Annotated in this window: 10 protein-coding genes; 6 read left to right on the forward strand and 4 right to left on the reverse strand. The window is 62.4% G+C overall.

The window, feature by feature from the left end; genetic code table 11:
• Window positions 1-144 precede the first annotated feature (144 nt).
• From dnaN to gyrB, 3 genes are all read left to right on the forward strand, one after another.
• On the forward strand, window positions 145-1260 hold the full coding sequence (gene dnaN, locus M2A_RS01755; protein WP_045442079.1) for a DNA polymerase III subunit beta: 1116 nt from the start codon (window positions 145-147) through the stop codon (window positions 1258-1260).
• An 80-nt stretch (window positions 1261-1340) separates the two neighbouring features.
• A complete protein-coding gene (gene recF / locus M2A_RS01760) occupies window positions 1341-2483 on the forward strand; it encodes a DNA replication/repair protein RecF (RefSeq protein WP_045442373.1) in 1143 nt (380 codons plus the stop codon).
• 50 nt (window positions 2484-2533) lie between these two features.
• Window positions 2534-4987, forward strand: coding sequence for a DNA topoisomerase (ATP-hydrolyzing) subunit B (gyrB, locus tag M2A_RS01765; RefSeq protein ID WP_045442081.1), 2454 nt, complete (start codon window positions 2534-2536; stop codon window positions 4985-4987).
• 149 nt (window positions 4988-5136) lie between these two features.
• On the opposite strand, the gene M2A_RS01770 is transcribed toward gyrB, so the two are convergent.
• Window positions 5137-6003, reverse strand: coding sequence for a pirin family protein (locus tag M2A_RS01770; protein ID WP_045442083.1), 867 nt, complete (start codon window positions 6001-6003; stop codon window positions 5137-5139).
• 128 nt (window positions 6004-6131) lie between these two features.
• On the opposite strand from M2A_RS01770, the gene M2A_RS01775 reads away from it, so the two are divergent.
• The gene (locus tag M2A_RS01775; protein WP_045442375.1) at window positions 6132-7034 is read left to right on the forward strand and encodes a phosphotransferase; all 903 of its coding nucleotides are present in this window, start codon (window positions 6132-6134) and stop codon (window positions 7032-7034) included.
• A 67-nt stretch (window positions 7035-7101) separates the two neighbouring features.
• Here the strand turns inward: M2A_RS01775 and M2A_RS01780 are convergent, their stop codons facing one another.
• On the reverse strand, window positions 7102-9156 hold the full coding sequence (locus M2A_RS01780; RefSeq protein ID WP_052379117.1) for a methyl-accepting chemotaxis protein: 2055 nt from the start codon (window positions 9154-9156) through the stop codon (window positions 7102-7104).
• Between the two features lie 300 nt (window positions 9157-9456).
• Here M2A_RS01780 and M2A_RS01785 point away from each other — a divergent pair, with 300 nt between their 5' ends.
• The gene (locus M2A_RS01785; RefSeq protein WP_052379118.1) at window positions 9457-12093 is read left to right on the forward strand and encodes a transglycosylase domain-containing protein; all 2637 of its coding nucleotides are present in this window, start codon (window positions 9457-9459) and stop codon (window positions 12091-12093) included.
• Between the two features lie 3 nt (window positions 12094-12096).
• On the opposite strand, the gene M2A_RS01790 is transcribed toward M2A_RS01785, so the two are convergent.
• Window positions 12097-12876, reverse strand: coding sequence for a M48 family metallopeptidase (locus M2A_RS01790; RefSeq protein ID WP_081875301.1), 780 nt, complete (start codon window positions 12874-12876; stop codon window positions 12097-12099).
• A 55-nt stretch (window positions 12877-12931) separates the two neighbouring features.
• Between M2A_RS01790 and M2A_RS01795 the strand changes: the two genes are divergently transcribed.
• Window positions 12932-13381: a VOC family protein gene (locus M2A_RS01795; RefSeq protein WP_045442086.1), complete on the forward strand. Its 450-nt coding sequence runs from the start codon at window positions 12932-12934 to the stop codon at window positions 13379-13381.
• A gap of 17 nt (window positions 13382-13398) precedes the next feature.
• Here M2A_RS01795 and M2A_RS01800 read toward each other — a convergent pair whose 3' ends face one another.
• Window positions 13399-14655: a polyhydroxyalkanoate depolymerase gene (locus M2A_RS01800; RefSeq protein WP_045442381.1), complete on the reverse strand. Its 1257-nt coding sequence runs from the start codon at window positions 14653-14655 to the stop codon at window positions 13399-13401.
• Window positions 14656-14741 lie beyond the last annotated feature (86 nt).

Genomic DNA, 14741 nt, shown 5'->3' on the forward strand with positions numbered 1-14741 from the left:
ATCAGGGCGACCCTTCCTTTCTTGGCTGTCTGTGCGTGAGAGCGTGCGCGGAACCGCGCCGCGCTGCGGCAGGCCCGCCTTAAAGGCGCCTGGAATGGATGAAATGAGGCCCTGTGGGGTAACGATGGAGAGTGTGGGGAAGCCATGAAGATAACGATCGAGCGCGGTGCCTTGCTGAAGTCGCTCAACCACGTTCAAAGTGTTGTGGAACGCCGTAACACCATTCCCATTCTCTCCAATGTTTTGATCCGCGCCGATCAGGGCCAGCTCAGCCTGACGGCGACGGATTTGGACATCGAGGTGGTCGAGTCCATCGATGCCGATGTCGCGCAAGCCGGCGGCACCACGGCCAGCGCCCATACGCTTTACGATATCGTGCGCAAACTGCCCGACGGCGCCCAGGTCGAGCTGGTTTATGGCGCCGATGACGGACGGCTGACGCTGCAGGCCGGTCATTCGCGCTTTGCGCTGCAATGTTTGCCGCAGGAAGATTTCCCGGCCATGTCGGCGGGTGAGCTGCCGCACCGCTTCGATCTGCCCGCCGCCGCCCTTGCCCGGCTGATGGACAAGACGCGCTTTGCGATTTCGACGGAAGAGACCCGCTACTATCTGAACGGCATTTACCTGCACACGGTGGAGGGCGATGAGCCGATGCTGCGCGCCGTGGCGACGGACGGGCACCGTCTTGCCCAGGCCGATTATCCGCTGCCCGACGGGGCGGCCGGCATGCCCGGCATCATTGTGCCGCGCAAGACCGTGCAGGAGCTGCAAAAGCTTGCCGAAGGGCAGGACGGGCTCATTCATGTTTCCGTTTCCGATACGAAGATCCGTTTCGAATTCGCCGGCGTGGTGCTGACCTCGAAATTGATCGACGGCACCTTCCCCGATTACGAGCGCGTCATTCCCAAGGACAACGACAAGATGCTCGAGGTGGAAGGCAAGCGCTTTGCCCAGGCGGTGGACCGCGTCTCGACCATTTCGACGGAAAAATCCCGCGCGGTGAAAATTCACCTGGAAGACGGCAAGCTGACCTTGAGCGTCAACAACCCGGATTCGGGCAGCGCGGTGGAAGAACTGGCGGTGGATTACAGCGCCGACCCGATCGAGATCGGCTTTAACGCGCGCTATCTTCTGGACATTGCCAGCCAGCTCGATGGCGAGCGGGCCTTGTTCGCCATGGCCGATTCCGGCTCGCCCACTTTGATCCGCGATAGCGAAGATGCATCGGCCATCTATGTGCTGATGCCGATGCGCGTTTAAGAGAGGTGCTGTTGGAAGCGTCAGCGCGGCCGGACATAGCCTGTGATCCGTTGCAGGAGAAAGCCGCTGCGCAAGAGGCGGTGAAACCCGCCTTGCGCTTGCGCCGGTTGCTTGTCACGGATTTCCGCTCCTATGCGCGCGCGGACCTCGCGCTCGATGGACGGCCCGTGGTGCTGGCGGGGCCGAACGGCGCGGGCAAGACCAATCTTTTGGAAGCGGTCTCGCTGCTCACCCCTGGAAGAGGCCTGCGCGGGGCGGCCTATAACGAGCTGGCGCGCAAGACGGGCGCAGGCGGCTGGGCGGTTTCTGCGGTGCTCGACGGGCCGATGGGCGAAAGCCGTCTTGGCACCGGCATCGAAGCGGCAGCGCTTGGCGGCGAAACACGCACCCGCACTGTGCGCATCGACGGGGAAACGCAGCCAAGCTCCGGGCCGCTCGCCCATTACATGCGTCAGGTCTGGCTGACCCCGGCCATGGACCGGCTTTTCGTGGAAAGCGCGGGCGGGCGCCGCCGTTTCCTCGACCGGCTGGTGATGGGGTTCGATCCTTCCCACGGCACGCGGGTCAATGCCTATGAACGGGCGATGCGCGAGCGCAACCGGCTCTTGGCCGACGGGCGCATGGACAATGCTTGGCTGACCGGCCTTGAAGAACAAATGGCAAGCCACGGCGTTGCCATTGCCGCCGCGCGGGTGGAAACCGTGGCGCGGCTGAAAGGCGCCATCGCGGTGACCGCCGAAGGGGCGTTCCCGAAAGCCGGACTGGCGCTGGACGGGATGATGGAACTGAAAGTGGCAAGTGGCGCAGCGGTGGATGCCGAGGACGCGCTGATCCGGCTTTTGAAAGAGGGCCGCCTGCGCGATCAGGGCGCGGGGCGCACGCTGGAGGGGCCGCACCGCACCGATCTTCTGGTGCGTCACAGCCCTAAAGACATGGAGGCCGGCGCCTGCTCGACGGGCGAGCAAAAGGCGCTCTTGATCGGTCTTGTGCTGGCCAATGCGCGCCTTCTTGCCCGCCAGACGGGGGCCGCGCCCATTTTGCTGCTCGATGAAGTGGCGGCGCATTTGGACAAGGACCGCCGCGCGGCGCTGTTCGATGAGATCGCCGCGCTCGGCACACAGGCTTTTATGACGGGGACGGACCGGAGCCTTTTTGAAAGCTTCGGCCCCCGCGCGCAAAGTTTCACAGTTTCCGAAGGCGCGCTTGAGGAAAGCGCGCTTTAAGGAAAGGCGGCCCGTTCTTTCGATGGGCGCCTTATTGCAAGGAGAAAGACATGTCGGATCTGCCGGAAAGCGGCCCGCAAGGGAGCGAAGAGGAATATGGCGCCGGCTCCATCAAGGTCCTCAAAGGGCTGGATGCGGTGCGCAAGCGCCCGGGCATGTATATCGGCGACACGGACGATGGCTCGGGCCTTCACCACATGGTCTATGAGGTGGTGGACAATGCCATCGACGAGGCACTGGCCGGTTATTGCGACACGGCCATGGTGCGCCTCAACCCGGATGGCTCGGTCACCGTTGCCGATAATGGCCGCGGCATTCCTACGGAAATCCACAAGGAAGAAGGTGTGTCGGCCGCCGAGGTCATCATGACCCAGCTTCATGCGGGCGGGAAGTTCGACCAAAACTCCTACAAGGTCTCGGGCGGCCTGCACGGGGTGGGTGTGTCGGTGGTGAACGCGCTGTCCGATTGGCTGGAGCTGCGCATCCGGCGCGGCGGTAAGCTGCATGCCATGCGCTTCGAACACGGCGCCGCCGTCAAATCGCTCGAAGTGATCGGCGAGGCGGGCGAGGAAAACGGCAAGAAGCTGACCGGTACGGAAGTGACGTTCCATCCCTCCGCGGATATTTTCGCCATTACCGAGTTCAACTTCGCCACGCTCGAGCACCGGCTGCGCGAATTGGCCTTCCTCAATTCCGGTGTGCGTATCGCGCTGATCGATGCGCGCCATGCCGAGGAAAAACGCGTCGATCTTCATTATGATGGCGGGCTTGAGGCCTTCGTGCGTTTTCTCGACCGCACCAAATCGCCGCTTATCCCCGATCCGATCAAGCTGATGACGGAGAGGGACGGTATCACCGTGGAAGCCTCGATGTGGTGGAACGACAGCTACCATGAAAATGTCCTCTGCTTTACCAACAACATTCCCCAGCGCGATGGCGGCACGCATTTGGCCGGCTTCCGCGGTGCGCTGACCCGTGTGGTGAATTCCTATGCGCAAGAATCCGGGATCGCGAAAAAAGAAAAAGTCTCGCTGACCGGCGATGATGCGCGCGAGGGACTGACCTGCGTTCTTTCGGTGAAAGTGCCGGACCCGAAATTTTCGAGCCAGACGAAAGACAAGCTCGTGTCCTCCGAAGTGCGCCCCATTGTGGAAAGCGCGGTGAACGAGGCGCTCTCCACCTGGTTCGAGGAGCACCCGGCAGAAGCGCGCACCATTGTCGCCAAGGTGGTGGAAGCGGCAGCCGCCCGTGAGGCGGCCCGCAAGGCGCGCGAACTGACCCGGCGCAAAGGCGCGCTCGATGTGGCCAGCCTGCCCGGCAAGCTGGCCGATTGTCAGGAGCGCGATCCGGCAAAATCCGAGCTTTTCCTCGTCGAGGGTGATTCCGCCGGCGGTTCGGCCAAACAGGGCCGCGACAGGGCGACGCAGGCGGTGCTGCCGCTGCGCGGTAAAATCCTCAATGTCGAGCGCGCGCGTTTCGACAAGATGCTCTCTTCGAATGAAATCGGCACGCTGATCACCGCGCTCGGCACGGGCATCGGGCGCGAGGATTTCAATATCGAGAAGCTGCGCTATCACAAGATCATCATCATGACGGACGCCGATGTCGACGGCGCCCATATCCGCACGCTGCTTCTCACCTTCTTCTACCGCCAGATGCCGCAGATCATCGAGAACGGCCATCTCTATATCGCCCAGCCGCCGCTTTATAAGGTGCGGCGGGGCAATTCGGAGACCTATCTGAAAAACGAAAAGGCGCTGGAAGATTATCTGATCGAGACAGGCCTGGAAGAAATGGTCTTCACCCAGCATGACGAGGTGCAATTGGCCGGGGCGGACTTGCGCGCTGTCGTCGATAAGGCCCGCCAGGTGCGCTCGATCCTGCAGCAGCTGCCGACGAAATATCCGCATTTCGCGGTCGAGCAGGCGGCGATTGCCGGCGCGCTCGACCCGGACGTGCTGGCCGATGAAGAGCGCGCGCGCAATGCGGCAGATTATATCGCCCGCCGCCTCGATCTGCTTTCCGAAGAAACCGAACGCGGCTGGACGGGCCGCCCCACACAGGATGGGGGCCTGCGCTTCGAGCGGGAAGTGCGCGGCGTGAAGGAAGAGCTGACCATCGACGGGCCGCTCATTGCCAGCGCCGATGCCCGTGCCCTTAACCGCATGGCGGGGCACTTGCAGGAAGTTTATGTGAAAGCGGGCAAGCTGCGCCGGAAAGACGACGAGCACATCATCCGCTCGCCTTCCCAGCTGCTCGATGCGATCTTCAAGGCAGGCTCCAAAGGCCTTTCCTTCCAGCGTTACAAGGGTCTTGGGGAAATGAACCCCAATCAGCTTTGGGAAACGACGCTCGACAAGGAAGCCCGTTCGCTCCTGCAAGTGAAAGTGCGCCAGCTCGACGAGGCGGACGATCTCTTCGTCAAGCTGATGGGCGATGTGGTGGAGCCGCGCCGCGATTTCATCCGCGAAAACGCATTGGCCGTGGCGAACCTGGACGTTTGATCAGGTAGTCAGCTCACTGCCGGCCGGCAGGCTTGTGGACCCCGGGACAAGCCCGGGGTGACAGCCTGAGTTCGTTGCAAAGCAGTGCCTTGCCTCAAACTCCACCGTCACCCCGGCCTCCGTATCGGGGTCCATGCCGCTTACGCGTTTCACGCGGGCATCCGCCCGAACCGGCCTTCGTTGAAATCGGCAATGGCTTGCCGGATTTCCGCCTTGTCGTTCATGACGAAGGGCCCGTAAGCGGCGATGGGCTCGTCGATGGGCGCGCCGCTCAAAAGCAGCAGCTTGGCATCTTCGCGCGCGGTGATTTCCACCTCGCGCCCCGCGCGGGCAAGCTCGGCGATTTCGGCAGGTCCGGCCGGAGCGCCGTTCACGTCCACCTTGCCTTCGAGTACCGCAAGGAGCGCCGTCCATCCCTCGGGAAGATCGAGCGCCGTCTTGCCGCCTGCGCCAAGGCGCAGATCCCAGACATGCATGGGCGTGAAGCTTTTCGCCGGGCCTTTCGCGCCTGCATATTCGCCCGCAATGACGCGCACCGATCCGGCGCTATCGGCCAAGGCAACCTCGGGAATATCCGCCTTGGCGATCGCCTGATAGCCGGGCGCGGTCATCTTGTGCTCTGCAGGCAGGTTCACCCAAAGCTGGACGACCTGAAACGTGCCGCCCGAGGCGGTGAAGGCCTCGGAGTGAAACTCCTCATGCAGAATGCCGCCGCCTGCCGTCATCCATTGCACATCGCCGGGGCCGATGGTCCCGCCTTTGCCGGTGGAATCCCTGTGGCTCACCTCGCCCTGATAGACGAGCGTCACCGTCTCAAATCCCCGGTGGGGATGGGTGCCGACCCCGCGGGGGCGCGCGGCAGGTTCGAATGTGGCAGGTCCTGCATAATCGAAAAGCAGAAACGGGCTGAAATCAGCCGCTCTTTCATGCTGATAGGAAAAGAGCGAGCGCACCGGGAACCCGTCTCCCACCCAATGGGGTGGCGGGGCGCTGTGGATCGCGAGAAGTTTTTTCATCGCTGCCTCCTGATCTCGTGTGGCGTTGTGTATTGAGATAAGCAGCGCGCCGAGAAACACTATGGCGGATAATGCGCCAGACTGTTTCCGAATTGGGTATAATTGTTCCTCTTTCCTGGGAGGTCATCATGGCGGAACATCAGGGCACGCCGCCTGCCGAAATTGACGCGAGCGAAGAGCTGGTTCGCGCGCTCCTAGAGGCGCAGCATCCGGACCTTGCAGAATTGCCGCTCATCCTTTTTGAAAACGGCTGGGACAATGTCATGTACCGGCTGGGGCGCAAATTGCTGCTGCGCCTGCCCCGCCGCGCGCTTGCCGCCCCGCTTGTCGGCCATGAACAAGACTGGCTGCCGCAGCTCGCGCCAAGCTTGCCGCTCCCCGTTCCCGCCCCTTTGCGCATCGGACTTCCCGGTGCGGGTTATCCCTGGCGCTGGAGCGTTCTGCCGTTTCTGCCCGGCCGGCCCGCCGACCGGGCACCGCCGGGGCCGGATGAAGGTCCTGTGCTCGGCGAATTCCTTCTCGCGCTGCACCGGCCGGCGCCCGCCGACGCCCCGCCCAATGAATTTCGCGGCATACCGCTGGCCGAGCGACGCGCCATTGTCGAGGCGCGTCTTGCACGGCTGAAGGAAAGTACGGAGGCGATTACCGGGGCGGTGGAAGAAGCCTGGCGCGCCGCGCTCGCTGCCCCGCCTTCAGAAGAAAAGCTCTGGCTGCACGGCGATCTTCACGCCGGCAATGTGCTGACCGATGGGGGGTGTTTTGCTGCCATCATCGATTGGGGGGACATCACCGCCGGCGATGCGGCGACGGACTTGGCCGCAATCTGGATGTTGCTGCCGCAGGAAAAAGCCCGCGCCGAGGCGCTGGAAGTGTACGAGCCCTCCGCCGCGCGCCTTGCCCGTGCCAAGGGCTGGGCGGTCAGTTTCGGCACCATGTTGCTGGAAACCGGCCTCACCGATAATCCGCGCCATGCAGATATGGGCGCGGCGATTTTAGCGCGCCTTGGCGAGGATGTTGCGGCGGGGCTTTAGCGGCAAAGGAGCAAAAGAAAAGGCCGGTCCCAGAGGACCGGCCTTTTGCTTGTTCGGTGCGCAGCGTTTAAGCGGCGCGGATCTGTTTGAGGAAACGGTGCACTTCCTCTTCCAGCGTTTTCGACTGGCTGTCGAGCGAGTTCGTCGCATTGGCCATTTCCCGCACGGCCTGGCTCGTCTTGGACGCGCCGTTCTGCACATTGGAAATGGAGTGAGACACTTCGTTAGTACCCTGCGCGGCCTGGGCCGTATTGCGGGAGATTTCCTGCGTCGCCGCCGATTGTTCTTCGACAGCCGAGGAAACCGAGGTCATGGCCTCGCGGATCTTCGCAATCGTGTTGCGGATATCCTCGATGGCTTCCACCGCGCTTGCCGTCACGCCCTGCATATCGGCGATCTGGCCGGAGATTTCCTCCGTGGCTTTTGCGGTCTGATCGGCGAGTTCTTTGACTTCCGTCGCCACCACGGCAAAGCCTTTGCCTGCCTCGCCCGCGCGCGCCGCCTCGATCGTGGCATTGAGGGCGAGAAGGTTCGTCTGGCTGGCAATGTCGTTGATGAGTTTGACCACATCGCCCACCCGCTGGGCGGCATCGGAAAGGCTCGCCATCACTTGGTGGTTGGCTTCTGCCTTGTTCACCGCATCGGCGGCGATGGCGCTCGACTGCGACATTTGCTGCGCGATCTCGCTGATGGAAGCGGACATTTCCTCGGTCGCCGAGGCCACGGTCTGCACATTGGCATTGGCTTCCTCGGAGGCCGACGCAACGGCGGCGCATTCCTGGCCGGTCTCTTCGGCGGTGCGCGAAAGATCGTCGGCCACGCCGCGCAGCTGTGTCGAGCCGGAGACGACGGTTTGCAGGATCTTGCCCACACTTTCCTCGAAAGATTGGGCAAGTTCGGCCATAGCGCGGCGCTTGTCTTCGGCGGCGCGGGCCTCGGCTTCTTCCTGTTCTTTCTTCACGCGTTCCATCTCGATCGCGTTTTCCTTGAAGACCTGCACGGCAGCCGCCATGGCGCCAAGCTCGTCCTGGCAGTCACGGGCCGGCACCTCGATGCCGTGATGGCCTTCGGCAAGTTCCTTCATGGCGCCGGTCATGCCCAGGATCGGATTGGAGATCGTGCGGGCAAGATACCACGCCACCGCCCCTGCCAGCGCGATAACCAGAACCGCAACGATGGCGCTTGTCACGAGCAGGCGGTTGGTCGCGGCAAAGACGCGCGCTTCGGGCACGGTAACGACCACGGCCCAGTCTTTGTCGATGCCGTAAAGGTCGATGGTTGCAACCGCGCGCACGACATTGTCACCGGCGGAATTCTGAAGATCGGTGAAGACGGCATTCTCCTGGCGCGCCACGCTTTCCATGACCTCCGGCGACATGCCGAATTCCACGGCGGGCTTGCCGGCGCGTTCTTCGTTGCGTTCGGCGACATAAAGACCACCATTGGAGAGAACAGAGATATAACCCTCGCCCAGCGGACGTGTCTCGCGGATGAGATCGGCCACGTCTTTAAGCAGAATGTCGACGCCGCCCACCCCGATCACTTCATCGTTCACCTTCACCGGGAAGGCGAGTGTGGTGATGAGCTGGGTCTTGCCGTCGACTTCATAAGGATAAGGCTCGAGCGCCTGGGGTTTGCCGCTGTCGTGAGCCAAAAGATAATAGTCGCCCGCGCCCGGCGTGTCGTAATCGATCAGCGGGTCGACGACGATTTTGCCGCCTGCGCCAAAAGCAACGTAAGGCACGAAGCGGCCTGTCGCGTCATGGCCGAGTGTGTTCGCATAGCCGCCATCCATGCCGTCAAAGGCATTCAGATCGAAACCGATCCAGGTGCCGAGCAATTGCGGGTTGTCGGCAAGGAAGCGTATCAGCATGGATTCAAAGGCGGTACGGTCCGTATCGCCCGTTGCAACCGCATTCGCGCCGGCAGAAGCGATGACGCGGCCGATAACGCCTTGCTGGTTGATCAGATCGGCGATGCGGGCAGCTTCTTTTTCCGCCTCTTCGCGGATTTCGGTCATCGCCGCTTCGCGCGTCATGCCCGAGGCGATATAGGTCAGCGTCGCGCCGGTCGCCAGAACTGCGCCCGTGGCGATCGCGATCATCACAAGGATCAACCGCATAGAGATTGATTTCATATGGAGCCCCATTGTTCTCAATTGTCCGGTATCGCGCTGCCGCGCGCACCTTCCTGTTGAGCCAATAACTCCATGCAACCCTCTAATACGGCCTTAATTTCAGGGTCTTTCGCACGATTTTTCACGTTCCCGTCAGGAGGGGGAGCGCTCGATTGCGCCCCTTCCCGCAGCGGGACACCGCCTGGCGAGGATTTGCCTAAGTTCTGCCCAGCTTTTGGGGAAGAATGCGGTTCTCGTTTAGGACTCGTTAACCCTCTCTTTCTAGCGTCACTGAAACAGCTCTCGATGATGGATTCCGACAATATGAGCTCCGGGGGAAACAGGCGCGGGGAACGGGATAAAAAACCCTCCCGCGCCGATGCATCCGGCAGCCGGGAAAGCGCGCAGGAAACCTGGCGCGAGCGCCGGGTGCAGGGGCTCGGCACAGTGCGCCTTGGGCCTGAAGGCGAGGGCAAGACACGCCTGAAAAGAGAGGCGCCAGGCAGCGAACCGGAAAGCGGGCGGAAAGAGGATGGACCGGAGCACGGGCCGAAATCGACTTTCGACCTGCGCGATGTTTATCCCGTGCCTCCCTTCGCAGGGCAGGTGCCTCCTGCAAAAAAAGCTGCGAAGAAAAAACGCGCAACCACGGATGACGACGTGACGGCAAAATCCAAACCCGCAAAGCGCGCCGCAAAGAAAACGCCCGCCAGAAAACCGGCAGCGAAAAAACCGGCCGCCAAGAAAACCGTCCGCGAAAAATCCCGCACGGCCGATGCGCAGCCCTCCATGAGCTATTTCGATTGGGCCATTCGCGGCCCGCGATCATCATTAAGCGCGCTGAAATCGGTGGCGGGCATATTCGCGCCGCCGCGCCGCAAAAGACGCTCTTCGGGCGGAGGCGGCTCGGGCGGCAATGGGAATGGCGGGGGCGGTGGCCGGAGCGGCAGCGCCCGGCGTTCTTCCCGTAAACCTATGCCGGTGAAAGCGGGCAAGCTTGGTTATTGGACGGCGGTCTGCGCGGCTTGGGGCGGCATCTTCCTCGGCATGATCATTTTTTATTATGCTGTCACGCTGCCGGGCACGGACGAGCTTTGGGATGTCGATAACAGTCCCGGCGTCACGCTGGTTTTCGAAGACGGCGCCGTGCTTGCGAACCGGGGCGGCTTTGCCGGCGCGGCGGTGCCGCTTGCCGATTTGCCCCCGCATCTCGTTCATGCCGTGCTCGCCATTGAGGATGAGCGCTTCTATTCGCATTTCGGTATTGATCCGCGCGGCATTTTGCGCGCGGCCTGGGTAAATTTCAAAACCGGCTCCTTCACGCAAGGCGGCTCCACCATCACCCAGCAGCTTGCCAAGAACGTTTTTCTCGAACCCGACCGCACGCTTGGGCGCAAAGTGCAGGAAGTGCTGCTCGCCCTCTGGCTCGAGGCGCGCTTCACCAAGGATGAAATTCTCACGCTCTATCTCAACCGGGTTTATTTCGGCGGCGGCGCTTATGGTGTGGAAGCGGCGGCGCGGCGCTATTTCAACAAATCCGCCCGCGAGGTGACCCTTGCCGAAGGGGCGATGCTGGCCGGGCTTTTGAAAGCGCCCTCGCGCTATGCCCCGACGCGCGATCTTGAGCTTGCGCAGGAGCGCGCGGCGACGGTGCTTGCCAATATGGTGCGTGAAGGCTTCATCAGCCAGGAAGAAGGCCAATATGCCTTCGATCATCCGGCAACGCTGAATGGGTATAAGGGCTCAGGCTCGGTCAATTACGCGGTGGACTGGGTCTTGGGTGTGCTGCCGAGTTTCGCCGGCCGTCCCACCTCCGACACCCGCGTCGTCACCACCATCGATCCTTATTTGCAGCGCAAGGCGGAAGCTGTGGTGGAAGAAGCGCTGGCGCGGGACGGGGAAAAACTCGGCGCGCGCCAGGCCGCTCTCGTCGCCATGACGCCGGACGGGGCGGTGAAAGCCATGGTGGGCGGACGCTCCTACCGGGAAAGTCAGTTCAACAGGGCCGTGCAGGCCAAGCGCCAGCCGGGTTCCGCTTTCAAACCCATCGTCTATCTTGCCGCCATCGAAGGCGGGCTTTCCCCGCAAAGCGTGCGCGTCGATGCGCCGATCAGCGTCGATGGCTGGTCGCCGGAAAATTACGGGCGCAAATTCGAAGGCATGATGCCGGTGCACCGCGCGCTCGCCCGCTCGGTGAACACGGTCGCGGTGCAGATTTCAGAAGAAGTGGGCCGGGATCAGGTGATCCGCACGGCGCGCCGTCTCGGCCTTTCATCGTCCATGCAGCCGCATCCATCGCTGGCGCTCGGCACGTTCGAGACGACCCTTTTGGAGCTGACTGCTGCCTATGCGTCTTTTGCCAATGGCGGCTACGGCGTCATTCCGCATGGCATCGAGCGGGTGGAAACGGGCACGGGCGTCCTGCTTTACGAGCGCCGCGGCGACGGGCCGGGCCGGGTGATCTCCCCCCGTGCCCTCGGCGCCATGAATTTCATGCTGAAGGAAGTGATGGAAAGCGGCACGGGCCGCAAAGCCGCCCTCGATGGGCGCCCCGCCGGCGGTAAGACCGGCACGAGCCAGGACAGCCGCGATGCCTGGTTCATCGGCTATACCGCCGACATCGTGGTCGGCATCTGGGTGGGCAATGACGATTCAACGCCCATGAACCGTGTGACCGGCGGCACGCTGCCCGCCGTCATGTGGCACGACTTCATGGTGCGCACGCAGCAGAAGGTGCCCGTCTCCGCCTTGCCCGGCTCCTTCGACGGCTCGGACGTGGGCACCGCCTCCATTGCAAGCGGCAATGATGAGAACTGGCCTTTCTCCGTTGGGCGCGACGAGCAGCCCGATGAAGCGCGCTCTTTCCTCGACCGGATTTTCGGCGCGGTGGCCCAGGAAGAAGAAACGGCGCCGGACCTCAGGCCCGGGCGCAAATGGCGCTAGGCTTTAAGCCTCCGCCAGATCGGCGCTTTCGAAAAATCCCGTTTCCGATCCGTAGCGATGCAGGCCCGGTCCTTCGTTTTCCAGCCATTTCATGGCGGCGCGATAGTCCGGCATAAGCTCGGCAACGAGCCGCCAAAAGCGGAAGCCGTGATTCATATGCACGAGATGAGCAGCTTCATGCGCGGCCACATAATCGAGCACATGGGGTGGGGTAAAAATCAGCCGCCAGGAAAAGGAAAGCGCCCGGCTTGAGGAGCAGGAGCCCCAGCGGCTTGTCTGATCGCGCAAGGTGATGCGCTTCGGGCGCACACCGACTTGCGCGGAATGGGCGAGCACGCGCTCATTCAGCGCGGCGCGGGCTTGCGCTTTCAGCCAATCGGTAAGGCGGCGGGCGAGAAATTTTTCATCGCCGCGCACGATAAGTTTTGGTAGTGCCGTCTCGCTTGCCTCTTCAACGCGCACCGTGCCGCGCGCGCCCGCTTCATGGACGATTTCATGCAGGACACCGCGAAAGGGAATAAGCGCGCCCGGCGCAAAGGGCACTGCATCGGGCACGATCTGCAATTGCTCGGCAATCCAGTCTTTATGCTCACGGGCGAAGGACAGCGCGGCGGGCATGCTGCGGCGCGAGGGAGAGGTAACGCAGATACGGCCCGCCGTCAGATCGACGCGCAGCACGAAACGGCGCGCGCGCGGATTGTGACGAACGGTAACGGGCAGGCGGCGGCCATCGACTTCAATGACATTGGTCAACAGCGCGCTGGATCGTGGGGGCTTGGACATGCAGACGAATCACACTCAACATTGTTTCAGCTCAAAAAGCGTCTAAGCTCGTCTCATGTCAAGTATACCCCGTTTTCATCTCGCGTTCCCGGTTCATGATCTGGAGGCGGCGCGGCATTTTTACCGGACGCTTTTGGGCTGCCGCGAAGGGCGCTCGGACAGCGCTTGGGTGGATTTCGATTTTTACGGTCACCAGATCGTGGCGCATCTCGTTTCGCCTTCTTCTGCAAGCGCGGCGCGAGGGAAACACGAAGATGCAGGCGCCAATCATGTGGACGGCGAAGATGTACCGGTGCCGCATTTCGGGCTGATCCTGAAATGGGACGATTGGACGGCGCTGGCGGAAAAAGCAAAAGCAGCAGGGATCGCTTTCGTCATCGAGCCGCAAATCCGCTTCAAAGGCAAAGCGGGCGAGCAGGCAACGATGTTCTTTCGCGATCCGAGCGGCAATGCGCTGGAGTTCAAAGCGTTTCGCGATGAACGTCAGATTTTCGCGGTGGATTGAAGAAAAGAAGTGAGGGCTTAAGCGGCGCCGTCATGCTTGCGGATGCCATCATGCTTGCGGATGAAGGCGCTGACACGCGGGGCAATGTCTTCTTCCCAGCGCGTGCCGTTGAAGACGCCGTAATGACCGACGCCTTTTTGCTCATAATGGGCGCGGTTTTCATCCGGAATATTCTTGCACATGACATGGGCAGCGAAGGTCTGGCCGACACCTGAAATGTCGTCCTTCTCGCCTTCCACGGTCATGAGCGCGGTCTTCGTAATCGCGCCGAGATCGACCTTGCGGCCTCTATGCGTGAAGAGCCCGCGGGGCAAATGATGCTCGACGAAAACGCGCTTGATGGTCTGCAGATAATAATCGGCGGGCAGGTCCATCACCGCGAGATATTCATCGTAAAAGGCGCGGTGCTTGGCCGCCGAAGAACCGTCCCCTTCCACAAGGTGGCTGAAATAGTCCCAATGGGCGCTGACATGGCGGTCGAGATTCATCGCCATGAAACCTGAAAGCTGCAGGAAGCCCGGATAGACGGGCCGGCCGTGACCGGGATGCGGCCAGGGCACATTCATGATCACATTGGCCGGGAACCAGTCATAGCCCTGGGTCGTGGCGAAGCGGTTCACCTCGGTCGGGTTGATGCGGGTATCGATGGGCCCGCCCATCATGGTCAGCGAGCGCGGGGCGGCCTTGTCGCCGTCTTCGTTCATCAGCGCCGTGGCGACAAGCGCCGGGACGGAGGGCTGGCAGACGGCGAGCATGTGGAGGTCCGGACCGAGAACCGCGCACATCTCGCGCAGGTAATCGACATAGTCTTCAAGATCGAACGTGCCCTCGCTCATCGGCACCATGCGCGCATCGGCCCAGTCGGTGATGTAAACATCGTGGCGGGGGAGCAGCGCTTCGACCGTGCCGCGCAGCAAGGTGGCGTAATGGCCGGAAAGCGGGGCGACGATCAGGAGGCGGCTCTTGGCCTCGGCGGGCACGAGTGCCTCGTCGCGTTTGAAATGCAACAGCCGCCCGAAGGGTTTTTGCCAGACCACTTCCTCGCGCACCGGCACCGGCTTGCCGCCGATTTCGGTTTCCGCGAGCCCGAATTCCGGCTTGGCGTAGCGGCGGGTGGTGGTTTCGAAAAACTCGCAGGACGCGGCGAGCGTGCGCCCGAGCTCGGTGCCGTAAAGCGGATGGCTCTCATGCCCCAGCGCTGCCGCGCTCCACTGCGCCGCGGCCCGCAGGGGCGCGACGGCGGCATGGTTGAGTTCGAACATCTGATAGAGCAAACGGTTCACGCCATATCCGGTTTCTGCGGGGCTCAATTGCCGGCATTGCGGGGGCGGCGAAAGCGCCCAAAATTTGTGCAATGCAG

Origin of the sequence: Tepidicaulis marinus (genome assembly GCF_000739695.1) — a bacterium.
Lineage (GTDB): Bacteria > Pseudomonadota > Alphaproteobacteria > Parvibaculales > Parvibaculaceae > Tepidicaulis > Tepidicaulis marinus.

What these genes read in the sequence shown, in the direction of transcription:
- M2A_RS01785 (WP_052379118.1), top strand. Translation starts at nt 9,457, where the DNA reads ATGATGGATTCCGACAATATGAGCTCCGGGGGAAACAGGCGCGGGGAA.
- dnaN (WP_045442079.1), top strand. Translation starts at nt 145, where the DNA reads ATGAAGATAACGATCGAGCGCGGTGCCTTGCTGAAGTCGCTCAACCAC.
- M2A_RS01780 (WP_052379117.1), bottom strand. Translation starts at nt 9,156, where the DNA reads ATGCGGTTGATCCTTGTGATGATCGCGATCGCCACGGGCGCAGTTCTG.
- M2A_RS01790 (WP_081875301.1), bottom strand. Translation starts at nt 12,876, where the DNA reads ATGTCCAAGCCCCCACGATCCAGCGCGCTGTTGACCAATGTCATTGAA.
- M2A_RS01775 (WP_045442375.1), top strand. Translation starts at nt 6,132, where the DNA reads ATGGCGGAACATCAGGGCACGCCGCCTGCCGAAATTGACGCGAGCGAA.
- M2A_RS01770 (WP_045442083.1), bottom strand. Translation starts at nt 6,003, where the DNA reads ATGAAAAAACTTCTCGCGATCCACAGCGCCCCGCCACCCCATTGGGTG.
- M2A_RS01795 (WP_045442086.1), top strand. Translation starts at nt 12,932, where the DNA reads ATGTCAAGTATACCCCGTTTTCATCTCGCGTTCCCGGTTCATGATCTG.
- gyrB (WP_045442081.1), top strand. Translation starts at nt 2,534, where the DNA reads ATGTCGGATCTGCCGGAAAGCGGCCCGCAAGGGAGCGAAGAGGAATAT.